Origin of the sequence: Faecalibacterium prausnitzii (assembly GCF_019967995.1) — a bacterium.
In the GTDB taxonomy this organism is placed as follows: domain Bacteria; phylum Bacillota; class Clostridia; order Oscillospirales; family Ruminococcaceae; genus Faecalibacterium; species Faecalibacterium prausnitzii_E.
The window spans coordinates 702,520-719,188 of record NZ_CP065377.1; the positions used below are offsets into that span (position 1 = coordinate 702,520).

At 62.3% G+C, this 16,669-nt stretch carries 18 protein-coding genes; 11 read left to right on the plus strand and 7 right to left on the minus strand.

The window, feature by feature from the left end; all coding sequences use genetic code 11:
- Positions 1-159 precede the first annotated feature (159 nt).
- From I5P96_RS03345 to I5P96_RS03375, 7 genes are all read left to right on the plus strand, one after another.
- Positions 160-1,047 (plus strand): putative manganese transporter, encoded by an 888-nt coding sequence (locus tag I5P96_RS03345; protein ID WP_118553635.1) that lies wholly within the window; start codon positions 160-162, stop codon positions 1,045-1,047.
- 93 nt (positions 1,048-1,140) lie between these two features.
- On the plus strand, positions 1,141-2,031 hold the full coding sequence (locus tag I5P96_RS03350; protein ID WP_223383120.1) for an HAD family hydrolase: 891 nt from the start codon (positions 1,141-1,143) through the stop codon (positions 2,029-2,031).
- On the plus strand, positions 2,028-2,516 hold the full coding sequence (locus I5P96_RS03355; RefSeq protein WP_223383122.1) for a DNA-deoxyinosine glycosylase: 489 nt from the start codon (positions 2,028-2,030) through the stop codon (positions 2,514-2,516). Before I5P96_RS03350 ends, I5P96_RS03355 begins: the two co-directional genes overlap by 4 nt.
- A 233-nt stretch (positions 2,517-2,749) precedes the next feature.
- Entirely contained in the window at positions 2,750-3,373 is a 624-nt protein-coding gene (locus I5P96_RS03360; RefSeq protein ID WP_223383124.1) for a 5-bromo-4-chloroindolyl phosphate hydrolysis family protein, read from the plus strand.
- A 64-nt stretch (positions 3,374-3,437) separates the two neighbouring features.
- The gene (locus I5P96_RS03365; RefSeq protein WP_097791993.1) at positions 3,438-4,592 is read left to right on the plus strand and encodes a toxic anion resistance protein; all 1,155 of its coding nucleotides are present in this window, start codon (positions 3,438-3,440) and stop codon (positions 4,590-4,592) included.
- Between the two features lies 1 nt (position 4,593).
- Complete coding sequence (locus I5P96_RS03370) at positions 4,594-5,352, plus strand: LemA (protein ID WP_223383126.1); 759 nt, start codon at positions 4,594-4,596, stop codon at positions 5,350-5,352.
- On the plus strand, positions 5,349-6,371 hold the full coding sequence (locus I5P96_RS03375) for a TPM domain-containing protein (protein ID WP_223383128.1): 1,023 nt from the start codon (positions 5,349-5,351) through the stop codon (positions 6,369-6,371). The genes I5P96_RS03370 and I5P96_RS03375 overlap by 4 nt, the downstream gene beginning before the upstream one ends.
- Positions 6,372-6,425: 54 nt before the next feature.
- Here I5P96_RS03375 and upp read toward each other — a convergent pair whose 3' ends face one another.
- The 5 genes from upp to I5P96_RS03400 all read right to left on the minus strand — a co-directional run bounded on the left by upp (position 6,426) and on the right by I5P96_RS03400 (position 10,067).
- A complete protein-coding gene (gene upp / locus I5P96_RS03380; protein ID WP_097791990.1) occupies positions 6,426-7,052 on the minus strand; it encodes a uracil phosphoribosyltransferase in 627 nt (208 codons plus the stop codon).
- A gap of 85 nt (positions 7,053-7,137) precedes the next feature.
- On the minus strand, positions 7,138-7,584 hold the full coding sequence (gene rpiB / locus I5P96_RS03385; protein ID WP_097791989.1) for a ribose 5-phosphate isomerase B: 447 nt from the start codon (positions 7,582-7,584) through the stop codon (positions 7,138-7,140).
- Positions 7,585-7,588: 4 nt separating this feature from the next.
- Positions 7,589-8,317, minus strand: a complete 729-nt coding sequence (tsaB, locus tag I5P96_RS03390; RefSeq protein WP_097791988.1) for a tRNA (adenosine(37)-N6)-threonylcarbamoyltransferase complex dimerization subunit type 1 TsaB — start codon at positions 8,315-8,317, stop codon at positions 7,589-7,591.
- On the minus strand, positions 8,314-8,739 hold the full coding sequence (gene tsaE / locus I5P96_RS03395) for a tRNA (adenosine(37)-N6)-threonylcarbamoyltransferase complex ATPase subunit type 1 TsaE (protein ID WP_097791987.1): 426 nt from the start codon (positions 8,737-8,739) through the stop codon (positions 8,314-8,316). Before tsaE ends, tsaB begins: the two co-directional genes overlap by 4 nt.
- A 128-nt stretch (positions 8,740-8,867) precedes the next feature.
- Positions 8,868-10,067: a C25 family cysteine peptidase gene (locus I5P96_RS03400; RefSeq protein ID WP_223383133.1), complete on the minus strand. Its 1,200-nt coding sequence runs from the start codon at positions 10,065-10,067 to the stop codon at positions 8,868-8,870.
- A 239-nt stretch (positions 10,068-10,306) separates the two neighbouring features.
- Here I5P96_RS03400 and I5P96_RS03405 point away from each other — a divergent pair, with 239 nt between their 5' ends.
- From I5P96_RS03405 to I5P96_RS03415, 3 genes are all read left to right on the plus strand, one after another.
- The gene (locus tag I5P96_RS03405; RefSeq protein ID WP_223383134.1) at positions 10,307-11,524 is read left to right on the plus strand and encodes an FtsW/RodA/SpoVE family cell cycle protein; all 1,218 of its coding nucleotides are present in this window, start codon (positions 10,307-10,309) and stop codon (positions 11,522-11,524) included.
- Positions 11,525-11,548: 24 nt separating this feature from the next.
- Positions 11,549-12,430, plus strand: coding sequence for a YitT family protein (locus tag I5P96_RS03410; RefSeq protein ID WP_223383136.1), 882 nt, complete (start codon positions 11,549-11,551; stop codon positions 12,428-12,430).
- A gap of 220 nt (positions 12,431-12,650) precedes the next feature.
- Positions 12,651-13,586, plus strand: coding sequence for a GTP-binding protein (locus tag I5P96_RS03415; protein ID WP_223383138.1), 936 nt, complete (start codon positions 12,651-12,653; stop codon positions 13,584-13,586).
- A gap of 12 nt (positions 13,587-13,598) precedes the next feature.
- On the opposite strand, the gene I5P96_RS03420 is transcribed toward I5P96_RS03415, so the two are convergent.
- Both I5P96_RS03420 and I5P96_RS03425 read right to left on the minus strand, forming a co-directional pair.
- The gene (locus tag I5P96_RS03420; protein WP_223383140.1) at positions 13,599-14,852 is read right to left on the minus strand and encodes a sensor histidine kinase; all 1,254 of its coding nucleotides are present in this window, start codon (positions 14,850-14,852) and stop codon (positions 13,599-13,601) included.
- Entirely contained in the window at positions 14,849-15,568 is a 720-nt protein-coding gene (locus tag I5P96_RS03425; protein WP_223383142.1) for a response regulator transcription factor, read from the minus strand. Before I5P96_RS03425 ends, I5P96_RS03420 begins: the two co-directional genes overlap by 4 nt.
- A 174-nt stretch (positions 15,569-15,742) precedes the next feature.
- Here I5P96_RS03425 and I5P96_RS03430 point away from each other — a divergent pair, with 174 nt between their 5' ends.
- Positions 15,743-16,669, plus strand: coding sequence for an ABC transporter ATP-binding protein (locus tag I5P96_RS03430; RefSeq protein WP_223383143.1), 927 nt, complete (start codon positions 15,743-15,745; stop codon positions 16,667-16,669).

The window sequence follows — 16,669 nt, forward strand, 5'->3', positions numbered from 1 at the left end:
GAAGAGGGGAAAATCCTTGCATAAAACAAATTTGCAAATAAATTGCAAATTCCTCTTGCAATTTGCGCCGAAACCATGTATAATCTCCCTTGCACGAAAACGCAATCAATTTGCAATTTACAAAACTGAAGCGCCATTCTGGTGCAAGGAGAACCCCGTATGGAACTGTTTTTGGATGTTTTGGGCGAGAGCCTGGTCGATACGGCCAAGATGCTGCCCTTTCTGTTTTTGGCCTATCTGTTCATTGAATACGTCGAGCACCGCCACGGCGAGAAGATCGAGGCCGTGCTGGAACGCAGCGGCCGCTGGGGGGCCATCCCGGCGTCGCTGCTGGGCTGTGTGCCGCAGTGCGGCTTTTCGGCCATTGCGTCGAACTTTTATGCCTCCCGCGTCATCTCGCTGGGCACCCTCATCGCGGTGTTCATCGCCACCAGCGACGAGGCGGTGCCGCTGCTGATCTCGATGCCGGCGTACTGGGATAAGCTCGTGCTGCTGATGGTCATCAAGGTGCTGTACGCCATTGCGGTGGGTCTGGTGCTGGACTTTGTGCTCCGCGGCATCCTGCCCAAGTCTCTGCGGGGCGGCTACACCGGCAGCGCCGATGAGATCGACTGCCATGAGACCCACGACGATGAGGAGGGGCATGAACGCCCCATCTGGCAGGCCGCGCTCCGCCATACGCTGGAGATCTTCGTCTTCATCTTCGGGTTCAGCCTGCTCTTCGGCCTCATCGTCGAGGGCGTGGGCGAGGATGTGTTCGCGGACGTTCTGGGCCAGATGGGCTTCTTCCAGCCGGTGTTCTCGGCGCTGGTGGGCCTCATCCCCAACTGTGCGGCCAGCGTTCTGTTGACCCAGCTCTATGTTGAAGGCGCCCTCCGCTTTTCCAGCCTGGTGGCGGGCTTGTGCACCGGCGCGGGCGTGGGCCTGGCGGTGCTCTGGCGGGCGAACCCCTCCTGGAAGCAGAACCTCTTCATCACCGGCCTGACCTGGGCCTCCGGCGCTGCCGTGGGCGTGGGCATCCAGCTCGTGGTCGCGCTGGTGGGCTGAGCCGGATTTATTATTTGATCTGCCGTCCTGAAATTGCTCAGGGCGGCTTTTTGTGGTATACTGGAACATATCATAAAAGCAAGGGAGAACACCATGCAATATCAACTTCTGGCAAGTGATTTCGATAACACGCTGGTCCCCTTCGGGGAGCCGAAGGCCCACCCGGCGGTGGTCCGGGCCGTGAAAAAGATGCAGGCGGCGGGCGGCAGGTTCGTGCTCAGCACCGGGCGCGGGTACTGCGTCGTCAACAAAGAGCAGCTGGGCGGCATCCGCTTCGATTACGCCATCACCTGCAACGGGGCCTGTGTCGTGGACAAAAACGGCACCGTCGTGGCCGAACATCCGCTGACCAACGAGGAAATGTACGCCCTCGTGGATTTCTGCGAGGATTACAACTACCCGTTGCAGTTCAACTACCGGGATGCCTATTACGCCTACTGCGAGTACGATGCGCTGAAGAGCTTCTACGATTCCCTGCCGAAAAGCGGCCTGACCTGCCTGGATGGTGAGGACCAGGACCGCCACCTCATCGACATGCCCCACGCGGCCTTCGTGGTCATGCCGCCGCAGGAGCTGTCCCGCTTCCACGAAAAGTTCGGCCACCTGGGCCTGCACTTCATGCAGACGGGCGGCGTCGGCCGAGACGGCTGGTGCTGCTACGACGTCGTGCGCGGCGGCATGGATAAAGGCGTGGGGCTTTCGGACCTGTGCGAGAAGATGGGCCTGACCCTGGCCGACGCCGTGGCGGCGGGCGATTCCGCCAACGATGTGGGGATGCTGAAGGCGGCGGGCCTCGGCTGCTGCATGGCCAACGGCACCGCCGACGCAAAGGCTGCGGCCGACCGCGTCATCGGCGATGTGCGGGAGGACGGCCTGGCCGCGCTCATCGAGGAACTCTGGTTCGACGGCCCGAAGGCTGTGCCCTCCGGCCGCGACCTTGGCTCGGCCTGGGACGCGATGGAAAAGGCAGGCGTGGCGGAATGAGCTTTGCGCCGGTCTACAGCGAGCACAGCCGCGCCCTCATCCTCGGCACCTGGCCCAGCCCGAAAAGCCGCGAGATGGCGTTCTATTACGGCCACCCGCAGAACCGCTTCTGGCCCATGCTGGCCGCGCTGACCGGGGAAGCCGTGCCCGCGCGGGAGGACATCGAGGCCAAAAAGCAGATCATCCTCCGCCATGGTCTGGCGTTGTGGGACACGCTGGAGCGCTGCACCATCACCGGGGCGTCGGATGCGTCCATCCGGGATGTGGTCCCCAACGACATCGCAGGGCTGCTGGAAAAAGCGCCCATCGAGGCGGTGTTCTGCAACGGGGCGACGGCCTATAAAATTTATACCAGATATCTGGAACCCATCAGCGGGATCCCGGCGGTCAAGCTGCCCAGCACCAGCCCCGCCAACGCCGCCTGCCGCCCCGACCAGCTGAAAGAGATCTGGGGGAACGCTTTGGAACGCTGGATCTTGCCTTGAGCGCGAAGCCCGACTGTGCAGGAGCCGCAGGCGACAACGCACAGACCTGCCCGGCCTGCCAAGGGCTCGCCCTATGGGAGAGCTGGCATCGCGGAGCGATGACTGAGAGGGCAAGCCATGAAATCTTGATTTCAAAGCTGTAAATTATTCGTGAAACGCTTGCGTTTTTCCCAAAAGGCTTTATTATGGAATCATACAGGGAGCCGCAGGCTCCCGGACAAGGAGTTCGAAACATGAGCAAGATCATTCGCACCTCAAAGCCCAGCGTTCTGCCGTGGTATGCGGCGGCGCTGGTGTTCGTGGTGCTCTGCGCGGTGCTGCCGGTGTATCAGCTCTGGGCGCTGCTGGTGTCGCTGGGCGGTGCCTGCGCGGCGTTCGGCGCGGCAAAAAAAATCTGCCCGCCCCGCGTGGTGGAACACGAAGTGCCCTTCCACACCGGCGTGGACGATGTGGACGCCATGCTCACCGGGATGCAGAAGCAGCTGGATACCCTCCACGCCCTGAACGAGGCCCTGCCGGACCCGAACCTCTCGGCGGCGATGACCCGGATGGAAAAAGCGGGCCGCTCCATCGTGGAGACGGTGGAGGCCAGCCCCGCCAAGGCCAAACAGGTGCGTCGGTTCGCCAACTACTACCTGCCCGATGCCGTGAACGTGCTGCAGCAGTACGCCAGGCTGGCCCGACAAGGCGTCAAGGGCGAGAACGCCGCTTCCATCCGCGCGGAAGTGGAGCGCAATGCGGCGTCCATTGCCACGGCATTTGAAAACCAGCTCGATGCCCTCTATGCGGCGGAGAGCATGGACCTCTCGGCAGACCTGACCGTGCTGCAGAACATGCTCAAGGGCCAGGGCTTATAACGGAAGACCGGCGCAGGCCGCCGTGCGGCAGGCGCTGTTGGAACTGGAAAGGACGGAATCAACAATGGCTGATAACAATACCCTGAATTTTGACCTCGATGCCCCCGCAGTACCCACTCTGACGCTGGACCCCGCTCCCGCTGCTGCGCCGGTGGAGGAGAAGAAGGAAGCCCCCGCCCCCGCCGCACCGGAAGTCCGGCTGACCCCGGAGGAGCAGGCGATGGTGGATTCTTTCGCAGAAAAGATCGACATCACCAACAGTCAGCAGGTGCTGCAGTACGGCTCCGCCTGCCAGAAAAAGATCGGCGACTTCTCCGAAGCCGCCCTCTCCAAGGTCTCCACCAAAGATCTGGGCGAGGTGGGCGACATGATCACCGACCTCATCGGGGAGCTGAAGAGCTTCGACGCCAACGAAGAACAGCAGAAGGGCATTTTGGGTTTCTTCAAGAAGAAGGGCGACCAGCTGGACAACCTCAAGACCAAGTACAGCAAGGCCGAGACGAATGTGGAGAACATCCAGTCCATGCTGGAGGGCCATCAGGTCCAGCTGCTCAAGGATATCGCGATGCTGGATAAGATGTACGACCTGAATATGGCCTACTTTAAGGAGCTGAGCATGTATATCCTGGCCGGCAAAAAGAAGCTGGCCGAGGTCCGCGCCAACGAGCTGCAGCAGGCCATGGACAAGGCGAAGACCTCCGGCCTGCCCGAAGATGCCCAGGCTGCCCGCGACCTGGCCGACCAGTGCGAGCGCTTTGAAAAGAAGCTCTATGATCTGGAGCTGACCCGGAACATCAGCCTGCAGATGGGCCCGCAGATCCGTCTGCTGCAGAACAACAACACCATGATGGCCGAAAAGATCCAGTCCACCATCGTGAACACCATCCCCCTGTGGAAGAACCAGATGGTGCTGGCACTGGGTCTGGCCCACACCCAGAAGGCCATGCAGGCCGAGCGCGCCGTCACCGACATGACCAACGACCTGCTCAAGAAAAACGCCGAGGCCCTCAAAATGGGCACCATCGAGACGGCCAGGGAGTCCCAGCGCGGCGTGGTCGATATCGAGACGCTGCAGCAGACGAACAAGAGCCTCATCGAGACCCTCGACGAGCTGAACAAGATCCAGAACGAGGGCCGCGCAAAGCGGGTGGCGGCTGAGCAGGAGCTGACCCGCATCGAGGACGAACTCAAGACCAAGATGATGGAGATCCGGAGCTAAAATGGCGAACGCAGATTTTTCCCAGAATCAGAATCCCAACCCCGGCGGCTTTGACGCAGGCAGCTACCGCGAGGCGGCACCGAAGACCGAAACGGCCCGCCTGACCCCGGCACAGCAGAAGCTGGCCGGGCTGGAAGCGGCCCTTCCGGCGGCGCTGCGCACCCAGGGCGCGGCCCTTGCGCTGAGCGTGGTGGTCATGCTGGCGGCATTCTTCGGCTTTGGCGGGGCCAAGCTCAAGGCCAAGGCCAACGAAGCCGCCAAGTGGTACACCGTCGGTGTTTCAGCCGATGGCGGCTACACCCTGAGCGAAGAGCTGACCACCCGCGCCAACACGGCGGCGAACATCCTCACCACCGGTGTCAATACGCTGGGGGCCGACAATACCGAGGTGCTGGCGGCGCAGGACGCGCTGAGCGATTTCAACGCCTGCCTGGAAGCCGTGCAGAACGGCGGAAAAAAACAGTCCCTGACGGCGCTGCCCTATTATCAGGGCAGCACGATGCAGGCACTCTATCAGGCCGATGCGGCGCTGGGCGCGGCCATCGACCAGCTCTACGCAAAATTGCAGGAGCAGGCCGCCGACCCCATGAAGATGGGCGCGGTGCAGGGCCAGTACGGTCAGTTCAACAGCGCGGCTACCATCATAGGCAACCTGACCTATAACGAAAAGGTCTACGCGTATCAGAAGGACACCGGCGGCTTCCCGGCCAGTGTGCTGAAAAGCCTGTTCGGCGTCAAGGAGGTGGAACCTTTCGCATGAAAACGATGAAACGATTTGCTTCCCGGCTGTGTGCTGTGCTGCTGGTCCTGACGGTCGGCGTTACGGCGCTGGTGCCCGCTGCCTTTGCGGCCAAGGCCCAGCTGCCCAGCCTGCCCAGCGACCAGTGCGTCGTGGACGATGCCAATGTCCTGAGCGACAGCACCACCACGACGATCGAGAACCTCAACGCCCAGCTGACCGAACAGTGCAGCGGGGCACAGATCGGCGTACTGACCGTGGAGTACACGGGCAGCGTCTCCACCGAGGACTACGCCGTGCAGGCCGCCAACGCCTGGGGGCTGGGCAGCTCCAGCAACAACAACGGTGTGCTCATCCTTCTGGTGATGCAGTCCCAGCAGTATGCGGACGGCGACTATTATCTGGCGACAGGCGACGGCTTCCGCAACACAACGCTGGAAAAGCAGGCCAGCGCCATTGCGCAGACCATGGAGGACAGCTTTGCGGCGGGCGACTATGACGCCGCCGTGACCACCTGTGCCCAGAATGTGGCCAGCACCATTGCCGACATCTACGGCGTGACCCTGAGCGGCACGACCGGCAGCACCGGCACGGTGGGCAATGGCAATACGGGCAGTTACAAGGATCCCTATTACGATGCCCCGGCGGCATCCTATCAATCGCCCTTCGTGACGCTTCTGTCCGTTCTGGTCATCCTGTTTGCCCTGAAGGTAATCTTCAGCGGCATCCGGTATGGCATGGGCGGTGGCTTCGGCCCCTTCTTCGGCTTTGGTCTGGGCTACGGTCTGGGCAGCCGGCGCCGCCGCAGACCTCCGTATGACGACTGGGGCCCCGGCGGCCCGCGCGGCCCCAGAGGCCCCCGCCCGCCCCGTCCGCCGCGCGGCGGCGGGCCGCGTCCTCCCCGTGGGGGCGGCGGCTTCGGCGGTGGTTCCTTTGGTGGCGGCATGGGCGGCGGACGTTCCGGCGGCAGTTTTGGCGGCGGGAGCTTCCACGCAGGCGGCGGCTCGTTCCATGGCGGCGGCGGTGGCCGCGGCAGATAAGCAAAAAAATGGCTGTGCAGCCGGGCTGCACAGCCATTTTTCGTTCGGTTGAGATTACTTGGTGCCGTAGATACGGTCGCCTGCGTCACCCAGGCCGGGCACGATGTAACCGTTCTCGTTCAGGTGGTCGTCCTTGGCACCCAGATAGATATCGACATCGGGGTGTGCCTTGTGCAGGGCCTCAATGCCTTCCGGAGCAGCGATCAGGCCGATGAACTTGATCCGCTTTGCGCCGTGCTTCTTGATCTGGCTGATGGCGTCGATGGCGCTGCCGCCGGTGGCCAGCATCGGGTCCAGGACCAGGACGTCGCGCTCGGCGATATCCTGGGGCAGCTTGCAGAAGTACTCCACGGGCTGCAGGGTGGTCTCGTCGCGGTACAGGCCGATGAAGCCGACCTTTGCGGCGGGCAGCAGGGTCAGCATACCGTCCAGCATACCCATGCCTGCGCGCAGGATGGGCACCAGAGCCAGCTTGCGGCCAGCCAGGACCTTGGTCTTTGCCATGGTGATGGGCGTCTCGATCTCGACCTCTTCCAGAGGCAGGTCACGGGTGGCTTCGTAGCACAGCAGGGTCGCGATCTCGCCAACGAGGTCACGGAACTCCTTGGTGCCGGTCTGCTTGTTGCGAAGCAGGCTGATCTTGTGCTGCAGCAGGGGATGCTCAACGATCATAGGGGTCATAATAAACGCTCCTTTTTTATTGGATAAAACCTCTCCGTCTCGCCTTCGGCTCGCCAGCGATGACGGAGAGGTCGAACGGACAGGTTTACCGGTTCTCGATCGCCATCAGCTTGGCGATGCGGTTGGCGTGGCGGCCGCCCTCGAACGGGGTGTTCAGGAACAGGTCCACCAGCTGGCAGGCCAGGCCGGGGCCGACGACGCGGCCGCCCATGCACAGGGCATTGGCGTCGTTGTGGCGGCGGGTGTACTCACAGCTGAAGCTGTCGGAGCAGCAGCAGGCGCGGATGCCCTTGACCTTGTTGGCGGCCATGCTGATGCCGACACCGGTGCCGCAGAACAGCAGGGCCTTGCTGCACTGGCCGCTCACAACGGCGTCGCAGGCGGGCAGGGCCATATCGGGATAATCTACGCTGGCGGTGCTGTGGGTGCCGAAGTCGATGTACTCCAGCCCCAGCTCGTCCAGATGAGCCTTGACGGCTTCTTTCAGTTCAAATCCGCCGTGGTCAGCGGCGAGAGCAATGGGTTTTGCCATGGTCTTAGTCCTTTCCATTATCCGTTTTGACGTTCTGGGCGGCTTCGGCGGCAAGGCGCTCGGCGCGTTCCCGCTCGGCCTGGCTCAGCCGGTGGTAATCCGGCAGAAGGGCTTCGGGCAGGACGGCTTCGCCCCGCTCGGCCATCTGCTTTGCCACCAGCGCAACGGCTGCGGCCCGCCCGCCCCGCAGGGCAGGCGGCACACAGAGCACACCCGGAACATTGCTGTATTTATTATAGCACAGAGATGCGCCATCACCAACAAAAAACAGGGGCTTTTTGCAATTTTCTACAAATTGGGCAAGGTCAGCCACGGCGCGGGCGTCATCGTCCAGCAGCCGTGCGTGAGTGGCCAGGTCGAACGCAGCGCTGTATACCTGTGCGCGGCGGGCATCCAGTGCGCAGAGCACGGTGCCCTCGCCGGTGTGGGCTGCGGCCAGCGCTTCCAGCGTCGAGACCGGGGCGCAGAGCGTTTCGCGCGGGAAGGCAAGGCCCTTGACCGCAGCCAGCCCAATGCGCAAGCCGGTGAAGCTGCCGGGGCCGGCATTGACGCCGAACAGGTCGATGTCCTTGCAGGTCAGGCCGCAGAGCCGGAGACAGCCGTCGATGAGGGGCATCAGCGTCTCGCTGTGGGTCATCCCGGCATCCAGATAGCACTCATACAGCAGGCGGTCGCCCTGCATCAAGGCCACGCCGACGGTCTTTCCGGCGGTGTCCACGGCTAAAATGTTCATAGTTCGACCCCCTCGATGGTGATGCGGCGGGTGGTATCGTCCAGCCGCTCGATGTGGATGCGGATCGGGTCTTCCAGCGCCAGCAGGTCGGCGAAGTTCTCGCTCCACTCGGCGGCGACGATGGCCCCCTGATCCAGATAATCGTAGAACCCGGCCGCGCACAGGTCGTTCTCGGTGGAGATGCGGTAGAGGTCAAAATGCGCGAACGGGCGCGGGCCGCGGTAATAGTTCACGATGGCAAAGGTGGGGCTGCTGACCGGGTCGGTGCAGCCAAGGCCCTCGGCCAGGCCCTCGCAGAAAGCGGTCTTGCCTGCGCCGAGACCGCCGGTAAACGCGATGAGGGAGCCGTCCGGCAGGGCAGCGGCCAGCCGCCTGCCCAGTGCCACGGTCTCCTCCCGCGAAGTCGTGATGAATTGAGACATAAGATGCACTCCCATCTGGAGGCTCAATCCGCCCCGGCGGACCGGAGGCGGGACTGAGGGTTTGAAAAAGAGGATGGCAGATTTCTGCCATCCCCCAGTATACTATAAATCGCCTCAAAGTGCAACGCTTACGCGGCCTGCTGCACGGGCGTCTCGTCGGCAGGCTCTTCGATGATGGGCAGGGCCGCATCGGCATCGCCCAGCAGCATGGTGTAGGCCGCCGCCGCATGGGGGCGCTTGCCGCCCTGCGCGGTGTACCAGACGAGGTCATCTGTGCCATAGGTCGCCTGCGCGTGTGCTACGGCCTGCCCGATGCTCTGCCCCAGGATGAGGTAGTTGACCGTGTCCCACAGCATACTGCGGGAGTAAACGGTGTAGACATTGTTGACATAGCCCACCACAGCGGAGGCTCCGCCTGCCAGCAGAGCGTTTGCCATCGAGAGGTCGATGCTGTCGTCCACACCCAGGAACTCGCAGGTCTCGGAGTAGACGAGGGTGTCCTTCAGCTGGCCGAAGCGGTAGGCATTCTTGAAGAAGCCCGCTGTGACGCAGTACCGGCCGTTGATCTTGATGACCCGGTGGGTCAGCAGGTCAAAGCCGTAGAAGAGATCCCGCGTCATGCTGGATTCCTCCGTCAGCAGGATGACCGGTTCGGTGCGCAGCTTCCGGAACAGGCCGCGCGCGTAGGTGTAGTAGGCACCATGGGCGCTCAGGATGCACAGGTCGTACCGGTCCATCCGGCGCAGGTCTGCCACTGTGACCATCGTGTCAATGCGGGTGTTCAGCCCCATGGCCGTCCAGAAGCCTTTCATATAAGAGTAATAAGGATAGCGGGAGCTGTTGACCGTGTTGTCGAAGGCATAGTAGATCATGGCCGAACCAAGATTTCCGCGGGGGGCATTGGACATCTCCTGCAGATCGACCGAGGGCATCTGGGAGAGGGTCACAGCGGCGTTTTCCTCCTCCGGGTCATCCACGAGGATGCCGCCCTGCACACCGCAGCTGTAGGAGAAGCTGACCATGCCGTTCGCTTCGTCTATATAGATCGAGCGCACCGAAACAAGGCCCTGTTCCGCCAGCTGCCGGAGCTGGGCCTGTGCGGCGGCAAAGCGCTCGGCGCGGGAGAGCGCAGCAAAATCGCCGCTGTCCGTCAGGGCCGCAACGGCGCTGTCCGCCTCCTGCATCTGGGCCGCATCCTCGCGGGTCAGGGTGTTGGAAACAGCCAGGTCGTCCGCACCGGCTGCCAGTGCGGCAGTGGGGAAGAGGGCAGCGAGCAAAAAGCTCAATGCGCAGAGCGCAGATAAAAATCGTTGAACGGGTGCTTTCATGCAAAAAGTCCTCCAGAGGGCCTGCCCGTCGGCAGGGCTTCCACGTCCATTGTAGAGGGTCTGTTCTGCTTTGTCAAGGCCGGCCGGCAGGATTTTGCAAAGCTGTCACAGCCGCACGAAAAATCTGTGAAAAATACACCCCGTCTTGCGCAGAATCACGCATTGCTGTATAATACACTAAAATGGGGGAGCAGCGGAAAAAAGCTCCCCCTGCTGGAACACGAAAGGGCGGTGCTTCTTTGGAGAGCATTCAACGATATTTCAAACGAACGGATAAAGTGTACCTGCTGCTGTGCATTTTCAGCAGCGTAATGGCCTGCGTGGCGCTGTCGTCCTGGGCGGCGAAGCAGGGCAATGGATTTGCCGTGGATGAGATCACGGGCCAAATCACCGGCATCGGCGACTACCGCCGCGCACTGGTGCAGGGCGTTTCGGCCCTCGTTGGCATCGCGGTGGCGCTGCTGCTGTCCAATGTCGACTACCGCAGCCTCGTCAAAGTGTGGCCGGTGCATGTGGCCCTGACCTGGGGTCTGGTGCTGCCGACGCTGTTCATCCGGAACGTGACCGTCGGCCCGCTGACCATCGGCTACAATGCAGGCGACACCGACAACTACTCCTGGTACAAGCTGGGCGGCTTCACCCTGCAGCCCACCGAGCTGGCCAAGATCAGCTTCATCCTGACCTTTGCGATGCACCTGAACAATGTGCGGGGGCACATCAACGAGCCGAAGGAGCTGGGCAAGCTGCTGCTGCATCTGGCCGTCCCCATCCTCATCATCCATGTGCAGGGCGACGACGGCACGGCCATCATCTATGCCATCATCGGGTGCAGCATGATGTTTGCGGCGGGCCTGAGCTGGAAGTATATCATCGGGGCGCTGGCGGCAGCGGGCATGGCAATGGCAGCGGCCTTTGCCTTTTTCAGCGATAAGATCGGCAAGGGCTACCAGTGGTACCGCATCCTGGCTGTGCTGGACCCGGAGAACAAGACCGGCTGGGCCCCCAGCGAGGCCGTCTGGAAGAACATCATCTACCAGCAGCAGCGCGGTGAGATCGCGCTGGGCAGCGGCGGCATCTTCGGCAACGGCCTCTTTGGCGGCGGTTATTACAGTGTGCCCAACGCCCACAACGACTTCATCTTCAGCTGGATCGGCAACGTGACGGGCTTTGTGGGCTGCTGTGTGGTGCTGGGGGTGCTGTTCGCCATCGTCATCAAGACCTTCTTGACCGGTGCCCGCAGCGAAGATCTGCTGGGTACCTTCATCTGCGCCGGCATCGGCGGGGCGCTCATGGCCCAGATCGCGGTCAATGTGGGGATGAACCTGCGCGTCCTGCCCGTCATCGGCGTCACTCTGCCGTTCTATTCGGCGGGCGGCAGCTCGGTGATGATGCTGTATATCTGCGTTGGGCTGGTGCTGTCGGTCTATATCCACAATACGAAAAAATTGTTTGGTTGATTAGGAAAAAGGAAAAGAGAGTTTATGGAAATATCTGCGGAAATGACCCTGCGGGAAAAGGTGATGAAGTACGTCAAGCAGTACGTCCTCATCACACTGAGCATCTCCATCATGTCGGTGGGCGTGTACTTCTTCAAGTTCCCCAACAACTTCGTCTTTGGCGGCGTGACCGGTACGGCGGCTCTGGTGGCCAAACTGACCCCGATGTCGGCCTCGGCTTTCTCCTCGGCGGCGAACCTCGTGCTGCTGGTGGTGGGCCTCATCTTTCTGGGCAAAGAGTTCGCCATGACCACGGGCTATGCGACCTTTGTAATGTCGGCGGAGCTGATGGTTTTTGAAAAGCTCTGCCCCCTCAGCGGCCCGCTGTCCGACCAGCCCATGCTGGACCTGCTCTTCGCCATTGCGCTGCCGGCCATCGCCTCGGCACTGCTGTTCAATGTGGGCGCGTCGTCCGGCGGCACCGACATCATCGCCCTCATCGTGGAGAAATACACCCACATCCACAGCATCGCGGTCGCGCTGTTCATCACCGACCTGTTCATGGTCATCGCGGCCTGCTTCGTCTTCGACCTGTACACGGCGCTCTATTCCTTCGTAGGTCTGACGGTCAAGTCGCTGGTCATCGACGCTGTGCTGGAAAAGATCAAGATGTGCAAGGCCATCCTCATCGTCTGTGATGAAAAGAAACCCATCTGCGATTTCGTCATGCGCAAGCTGATGCGCGGCGCGACCTATACGCCCTGCTTCGGTGCCTACACCGATAAGCCCCACTACATCATCTACACCACCCTCACCCGCCACGAGGCCGACCAGCTGCAGGAATTCATCCACAAAGAGCATCTGAACGCCTTCATGTCCATGCTGAGCACCACCGAGGTCTTCGGCAAGGGCTTCAACCACGCATAAGAGAAAATAATCCTCCGGACGCTGATGCAGTGCGCTGCACCGGCGTCTTTTTTTTGGCCGCGATCCGGTGGGCCGCTGAATCGGTATGTACCACATCGAGGATGGAAGTGTAGAGTTTCTATAAGGACCAGACAAGGGGAGGGCCATGCGCCTTCCCCTTGCTTGTTTTTGCCGGTTATAGTATACTGACCCTGAAATCAAAACAGCGGAGGGGACAACGATGGTACAGGTAGATCTCATCACCGGCTTTCTGGGAGCCGGAAAGACCACATTTTTGCGCCGGTACGCGGCGTATCTGGTGGCACAGGGGCACAATGTCTGCATTCTGGAAAACGACTTCGGCGCCGTGAACGTGGACGCCATGCTGGTGCAGGACCTTCTGGGCGACCACTGCGAGATCGAGACGATCAGCGGCGGGTGTGACTGCGACACCCACCAGCGCCGGATGCGCACCAAGCTCATCTCCATGGCGATGCGCGGCTTTGACCGGGTACTCGTGGAGCCGAGCGGCATTTTTGACGTGGACGAGTTCTTCGATGTCCTGCGGGACGACCCGCTGGACCGGTGGTATCAGCTGGGCAATGTCATCGCCATCGTGGATGCGCTGCTGCCGGAGACCCTCTCGGCGCAGGCCGATTATATCCTGGCGTCCGAGGCGGCCAACGCAGGGAGGGTGGTGTTCAGCCGGAGCCAGCTGGCTGACGCTGCGGACATGCAGGCCGCACAGGAACATCTGCGCCGTGCATTGACCGCCTGCAAGTGCAGCCGGAGCTTCCAGCCCGGCGAGTTTCTGACCAAAGACTGGGCCGACCTGACGGATGCCGACTTCGCGGCCCTCGACCATTGCGGCTATCGGCAGGCCAGCTGCGAAAAGCTGCATTTTGACGAGCACAGGGCCTTTGGTTCGGCCTATTTTCTGGAATTGGGCCTGCCGCGGGAGCAGCTGGAACGGAACATCCCGTCGCTGTTCACCGACCCTGCCTGTGGCCATGTGCTGCGGGTGAAGGGCTTCGTGCGGGATGCAGGCGGCTGGGTGGAGCTGAACGCCACCGCCGACGGCCTGACCGCTGCGGGCATTCCCAATGGGCAGGAGGTGCTCATCGTCATTGGCGAGGGGCTGGAGAAGGAGAAGATCGAAGAGAAGCTGAAACGGTGAGGTATGGCCCTCTCAGGCGCTTCGCGCCAGCTCCCCCAGCGGGAGGCGGATGACCGCTCTGGCTCCATGGGGGTGGTTCTGTTCGAACACGGCAGTTCCGCCGTGGGCGGCGGCGATCTGCTCCACGACATGCAGGCCGAGGATGTGGGGAACATCCTCAGAGGATTCCGGCTCTTTGAGCGCGGCCAGCACGGCGGGCGGGTAGCCGACGCCGTCGTCGGTGAAGGTCAGGCAGAGCTGACGGCTGCGGACCTCGGCACACAGGCAGACGGTCACCGGCTGCGGGTTGTGCCGGACGCTGTTGCTGAGCAGGTTTTCCACCAGCCGCCCCAGAAGGGCGGGGTCTGCAGAGATTTGGGCCTGTTCGGCATCGAGGGTCTGGGTCAGCGAGAGGTCGCACTGGTCGGCCAGGGGGCTGTCGCAGAACTGGGCCACCAGCTGCCGCAGCAGCGGGCCGACGGTCAGCAGCTCCCGCCGGAGGGGCTGGGCTCCATATTGGAGCTTGCTGGTCAGGTTCAGATCGTCGATGAGGGTGCGCAGCCGCTCGCTCTGGGTGCGGATGCCGCCGGCTTTCTGCCGTGCCGGGGCGGGCAGGGCTGCATCCTGCTCCAGTTGCTCGGCCCAGCCTAAGATCAGCGCCAGCGGGGTGCGCACATCGTGGCTGACGCCCGCGATCCACTGGGTGCGGGCATTGTCCCGCCGGGCAAGGGCCAGCAGTTCTCTGGCACCCCGCCAGCTGAGCAGAAAGCAGACGGCCAGCCCGGCCGCCAGCATCCCAAGCAGGCAGGGGAGGAGGAGCCCGGCAACGTCGGTCAGCATCCCCGGCGAGGTGTAGACCGTGTACTTCCACATGCTGCCCGGCTCCGTACCGGTCACGAACAGCCCGTAGTCCTCCGTCCAGCAGAAGACCGGGTAGTCGTCCAGATACCAGCGCGAGAACCGGGCCACATCGCTGGAGGTGTAGCGGCGGTCGAGCGTCCGGGGCAGTGCATAGCTCCAGATCACCCGGCCGTCGGCGTCCAGCACCATGGCCCAGGAGTAGCCGTCCATCCATTCTTCGGGGGTGTGCTGCGGGCCGAAGGCAAGGCCGTCGGCAGTCTGCACCATGGAATCGGCAATGTTGCTGTAAGAGTATTCCCGCTTGGGGCGCTGCCATTCCCGCCAGAGCACCCAGCCCAAAAAGCTGTTGCCCAGCACGAACATCAGCAGCACGATGCCCACCGCCGCCAGCAGATACCGCCGGAGAAGGCGCGAAAAGGTTTTCATGAGCGTACCTCCCCGGCCAGTTTGTAGCCGATACCCCGCACGGTGCGCAGAAACTGCGGCCTGCCGGGCAGGGGCTCCAGCTTTTCGCGCAGGTGGCGGATGTGGACGTTCAAACTGTTTTCACAGCCGTAGTAATCCGCGCCCCAGACGGCTTCGCACAGGGCGTCATAGGTCACGATGTGGCCCCGATTCTCGGCCAGCTTGCGCAGCAGAGCCAGTTCGGTGGCGGTCAGGGGCAGGGCGGAACCGTCCGGAAGCTGGACCAGCGCATCGTTGAGCTGGACGATACGGTCCCCCAGTGTCAGCTGCTGCGAAGCGCCCCGCGCCAGCTCGGTGCGGTAGACCCGCTGCAAAATGTGCTGTACCCGCAAGAGAAGCTCCTGCATGAGGAAGGGTTTGGTCAGATAATCGTCTGCGCCAAGGCCCAGCCCGAACAGCCGGTCTGCATCGGCATCCCGTGCGGAGAGGAACAGCGCCGGGACATCCGCTCTGGCCCGCAGCGCCCGGAACAGCGAAAACCCGTCGCCGTCCGGCAGGTTGATGTCCAGCACCATCAAGTGGGGCGGTGCGGCGTCGAAGGCAGCCCGCGCAGCGGCACAGGTGGCTGCGGTGCGGATGTGGTGATACCCGGCTCCGCTCAGCTGTTCGCAGAGCAGGCGGAGCAGGTCCGGGTTGTCGTCCACCAGAAGAAGTTCGGCATCATAGATGGAAGTCATAGCGTTCGTGTTCCTTTGTGCATTTTTTCTTCACTATACCACAAATGGCCCGGCAGAGCAGCGCTTTGCCGAAAATTTAAGGCCAAATTAAGCTCGGCTTCCGGGTGGATTAAGGCAGCGGGTGTATCCTGAACGTGTTCCGAACAACAGGAAACACGAAAAGGAGCGGATAGCATGAAATCTGTGATCGAAACGCACGACCTTTGCAAAAGCTACCATGGTCACCCGGTGGTGGACCATTTGAACCTGACCGTCCCGCAAGGGTGTGTCTACGGCTTTTTAGGCCCCAACGGTGCGGGCAAATCCACCACCATGAAGATGCTGCTGGGGCTTGTGCACCCCACCGGCGGCAGTGTGGAGCTGCTGGGGCACACCCTGAACGAATCGAGCCGCATGGCCCTGCTGCGGCAGACCGGCAGCCTGATCGAATCACCGTCCGGCTATCTTCACCTGACGGCGCTGGAGAATCTGGCCATCGTGGCCGACTTAAAAGCCGTGGACCGGAAGGACATCGACCGGGTGCTGGACATCGTACACCTGACCAAAGACGCTGACCGGAAGGTGGGGCAGTATTCCCTTGGCATGAAGCAGCGGCTGGGCATTGCCATGGCGCTGCTGGGCAGCCCCAAACTGCTGATTTTAGACGAGCCCACCAACGGTCTGGACCCGGCGGGCATTCAGGAGATGCGCAGCCTCATCGCCGCCATGCCGCAGACCACCGGAGCCACCGTGCTGATCTCCAGCCACCTGCTGGGCGAGATCGAGCAGATGGTGGATCAGGTGGGCATCCTGAACCACGGCAAACTGCTGTTCGAGGGTTCTTTGCAGCAGCTGCAAAAACACAGCCGGGGCGGCATTCTGCTGCGGGTGCTGGATGTGTCAAAGGCCCTTGCCGTGCTGAACGAGCAGGGGATGCAGGCAGCAGCCCGGACGGAGGAGCCGGACGTCGTTCTGCTGCCGCCGCAGGACGATGCCGCGCTGGCGGCACTGGTCTGTGCGCTTGCCGAACGCGGGGCAGGTGTCGTGGGGCTGACGGCCCAGACAAAGAGCCTTGAGGATATCTTCCTCAGCCTGACCCAGACCAGCGGGGAGGTGGCGTGA

Coding starts and splice junctions, on each gene's coding strand:
- I5P96_RS03345 (WP_118553635.1), top strand. CDS start 160: ATGGAACTGTTTTTGGATGTTTTGGGCGAGAGCCTGGTCGATACGGCC.
- I5P96_RS03350 (WP_223383120.1), top strand. CDS start 1,141: ATGCAATATCAACTTCTGGCAAGTGATTTCGATAACACGCTGGTCCCC.
- I5P96_RS03355 (WP_223383122.1), top strand. CDS start 2,028: ATGAGCTTTGCGCCGGTCTACAGCGAGCACAGCCGCGCCCTCATCCTC.
- I5P96_RS03360 (WP_223383124.1), top strand. CDS start 2,750: ATGAGCAAGATCATTCGCACCTCAAAGCCCAGCGTTCTGCCGTGGTAT.
- I5P96_RS03365 (WP_097791993.1), top strand. CDS start 3,438: ATGGCTGATAACAATACCCTGAATTTTGACCTCGATGCCCCCGCAGTA.
- I5P96_RS03370 (WP_223383126.1), top strand. CDS start 4,594: ATGGCGAACGCAGATTTTTCCCAGAATCAGAATCCCAACCCCGGCGGC.
- I5P96_RS03375 (WP_223383128.1), top strand. CDS start 5,349: ATGAAAACGATGAAACGATTTGCTTCCCGGCTGTGTGCTGTGCTGCTG.
- upp (WP_097791990.1), bottom strand. CDS start 7,052: ATGACCCCTATGATCGTTGAGCATCCCCTGCTGCAGCACAAGATCAGC.
- rpiB (WP_097791989.1), bottom strand. CDS start 7,584: ATGGCAAAACCCATTGCTCTCGCCGCTGACCACGGCGGATTTGAACTG.
- tsaB (WP_097791988.1), bottom strand. CDS start 8,317: ATGAACATTTTAGCCGTGGACACCGCCGGAAAGACCGTCGGCGTGGCC.
- tsaE (WP_097791987.1), bottom strand. CDS start 8,739: ATGTCTCAATTCATCACGACTTCGCGGGAGGAGACCGTGGCACTGGGC.
- I5P96_RS03400 (WP_223383133.1), bottom strand. CDS start 10,067: ATGAAAGCACCCGTTCAACGATTTTTATCTGCGCTCTGCGCATTGAGC.
- I5P96_RS03410 (WP_223383136.1), top strand. CDS start 11,549: ATGGAAATATCTGCGGAAATGACCCTGCGGGAAAAGGTGATGAAGTAC.
- I5P96_RS03415 (WP_223383138.1), top strand. CDS start 12,651: ATGGTACAGGTAGATCTCATCACCGGCTTTCTGGGAGCCGGAAAGACC.
- I5P96_RS03420 (WP_223383140.1), bottom strand. CDS start 14,852: ATGAAAACCTTTTCGCGCCTTCTCCGGCGGTATCTGCTGGCGGCGGTG.
- I5P96_RS03425 (WP_223383142.1), bottom strand. CDS start 15,568: ATGACTTCCATCTATGATGCCGAACTTCTTCTGGTGGACGACAACCCG.
- I5P96_RS03430 (WP_223383143.1), top strand. CDS start 15,743: ATGAAATCTGTGATCGAAACGCACGACCTTTGCAAAAGCTACCATGGT.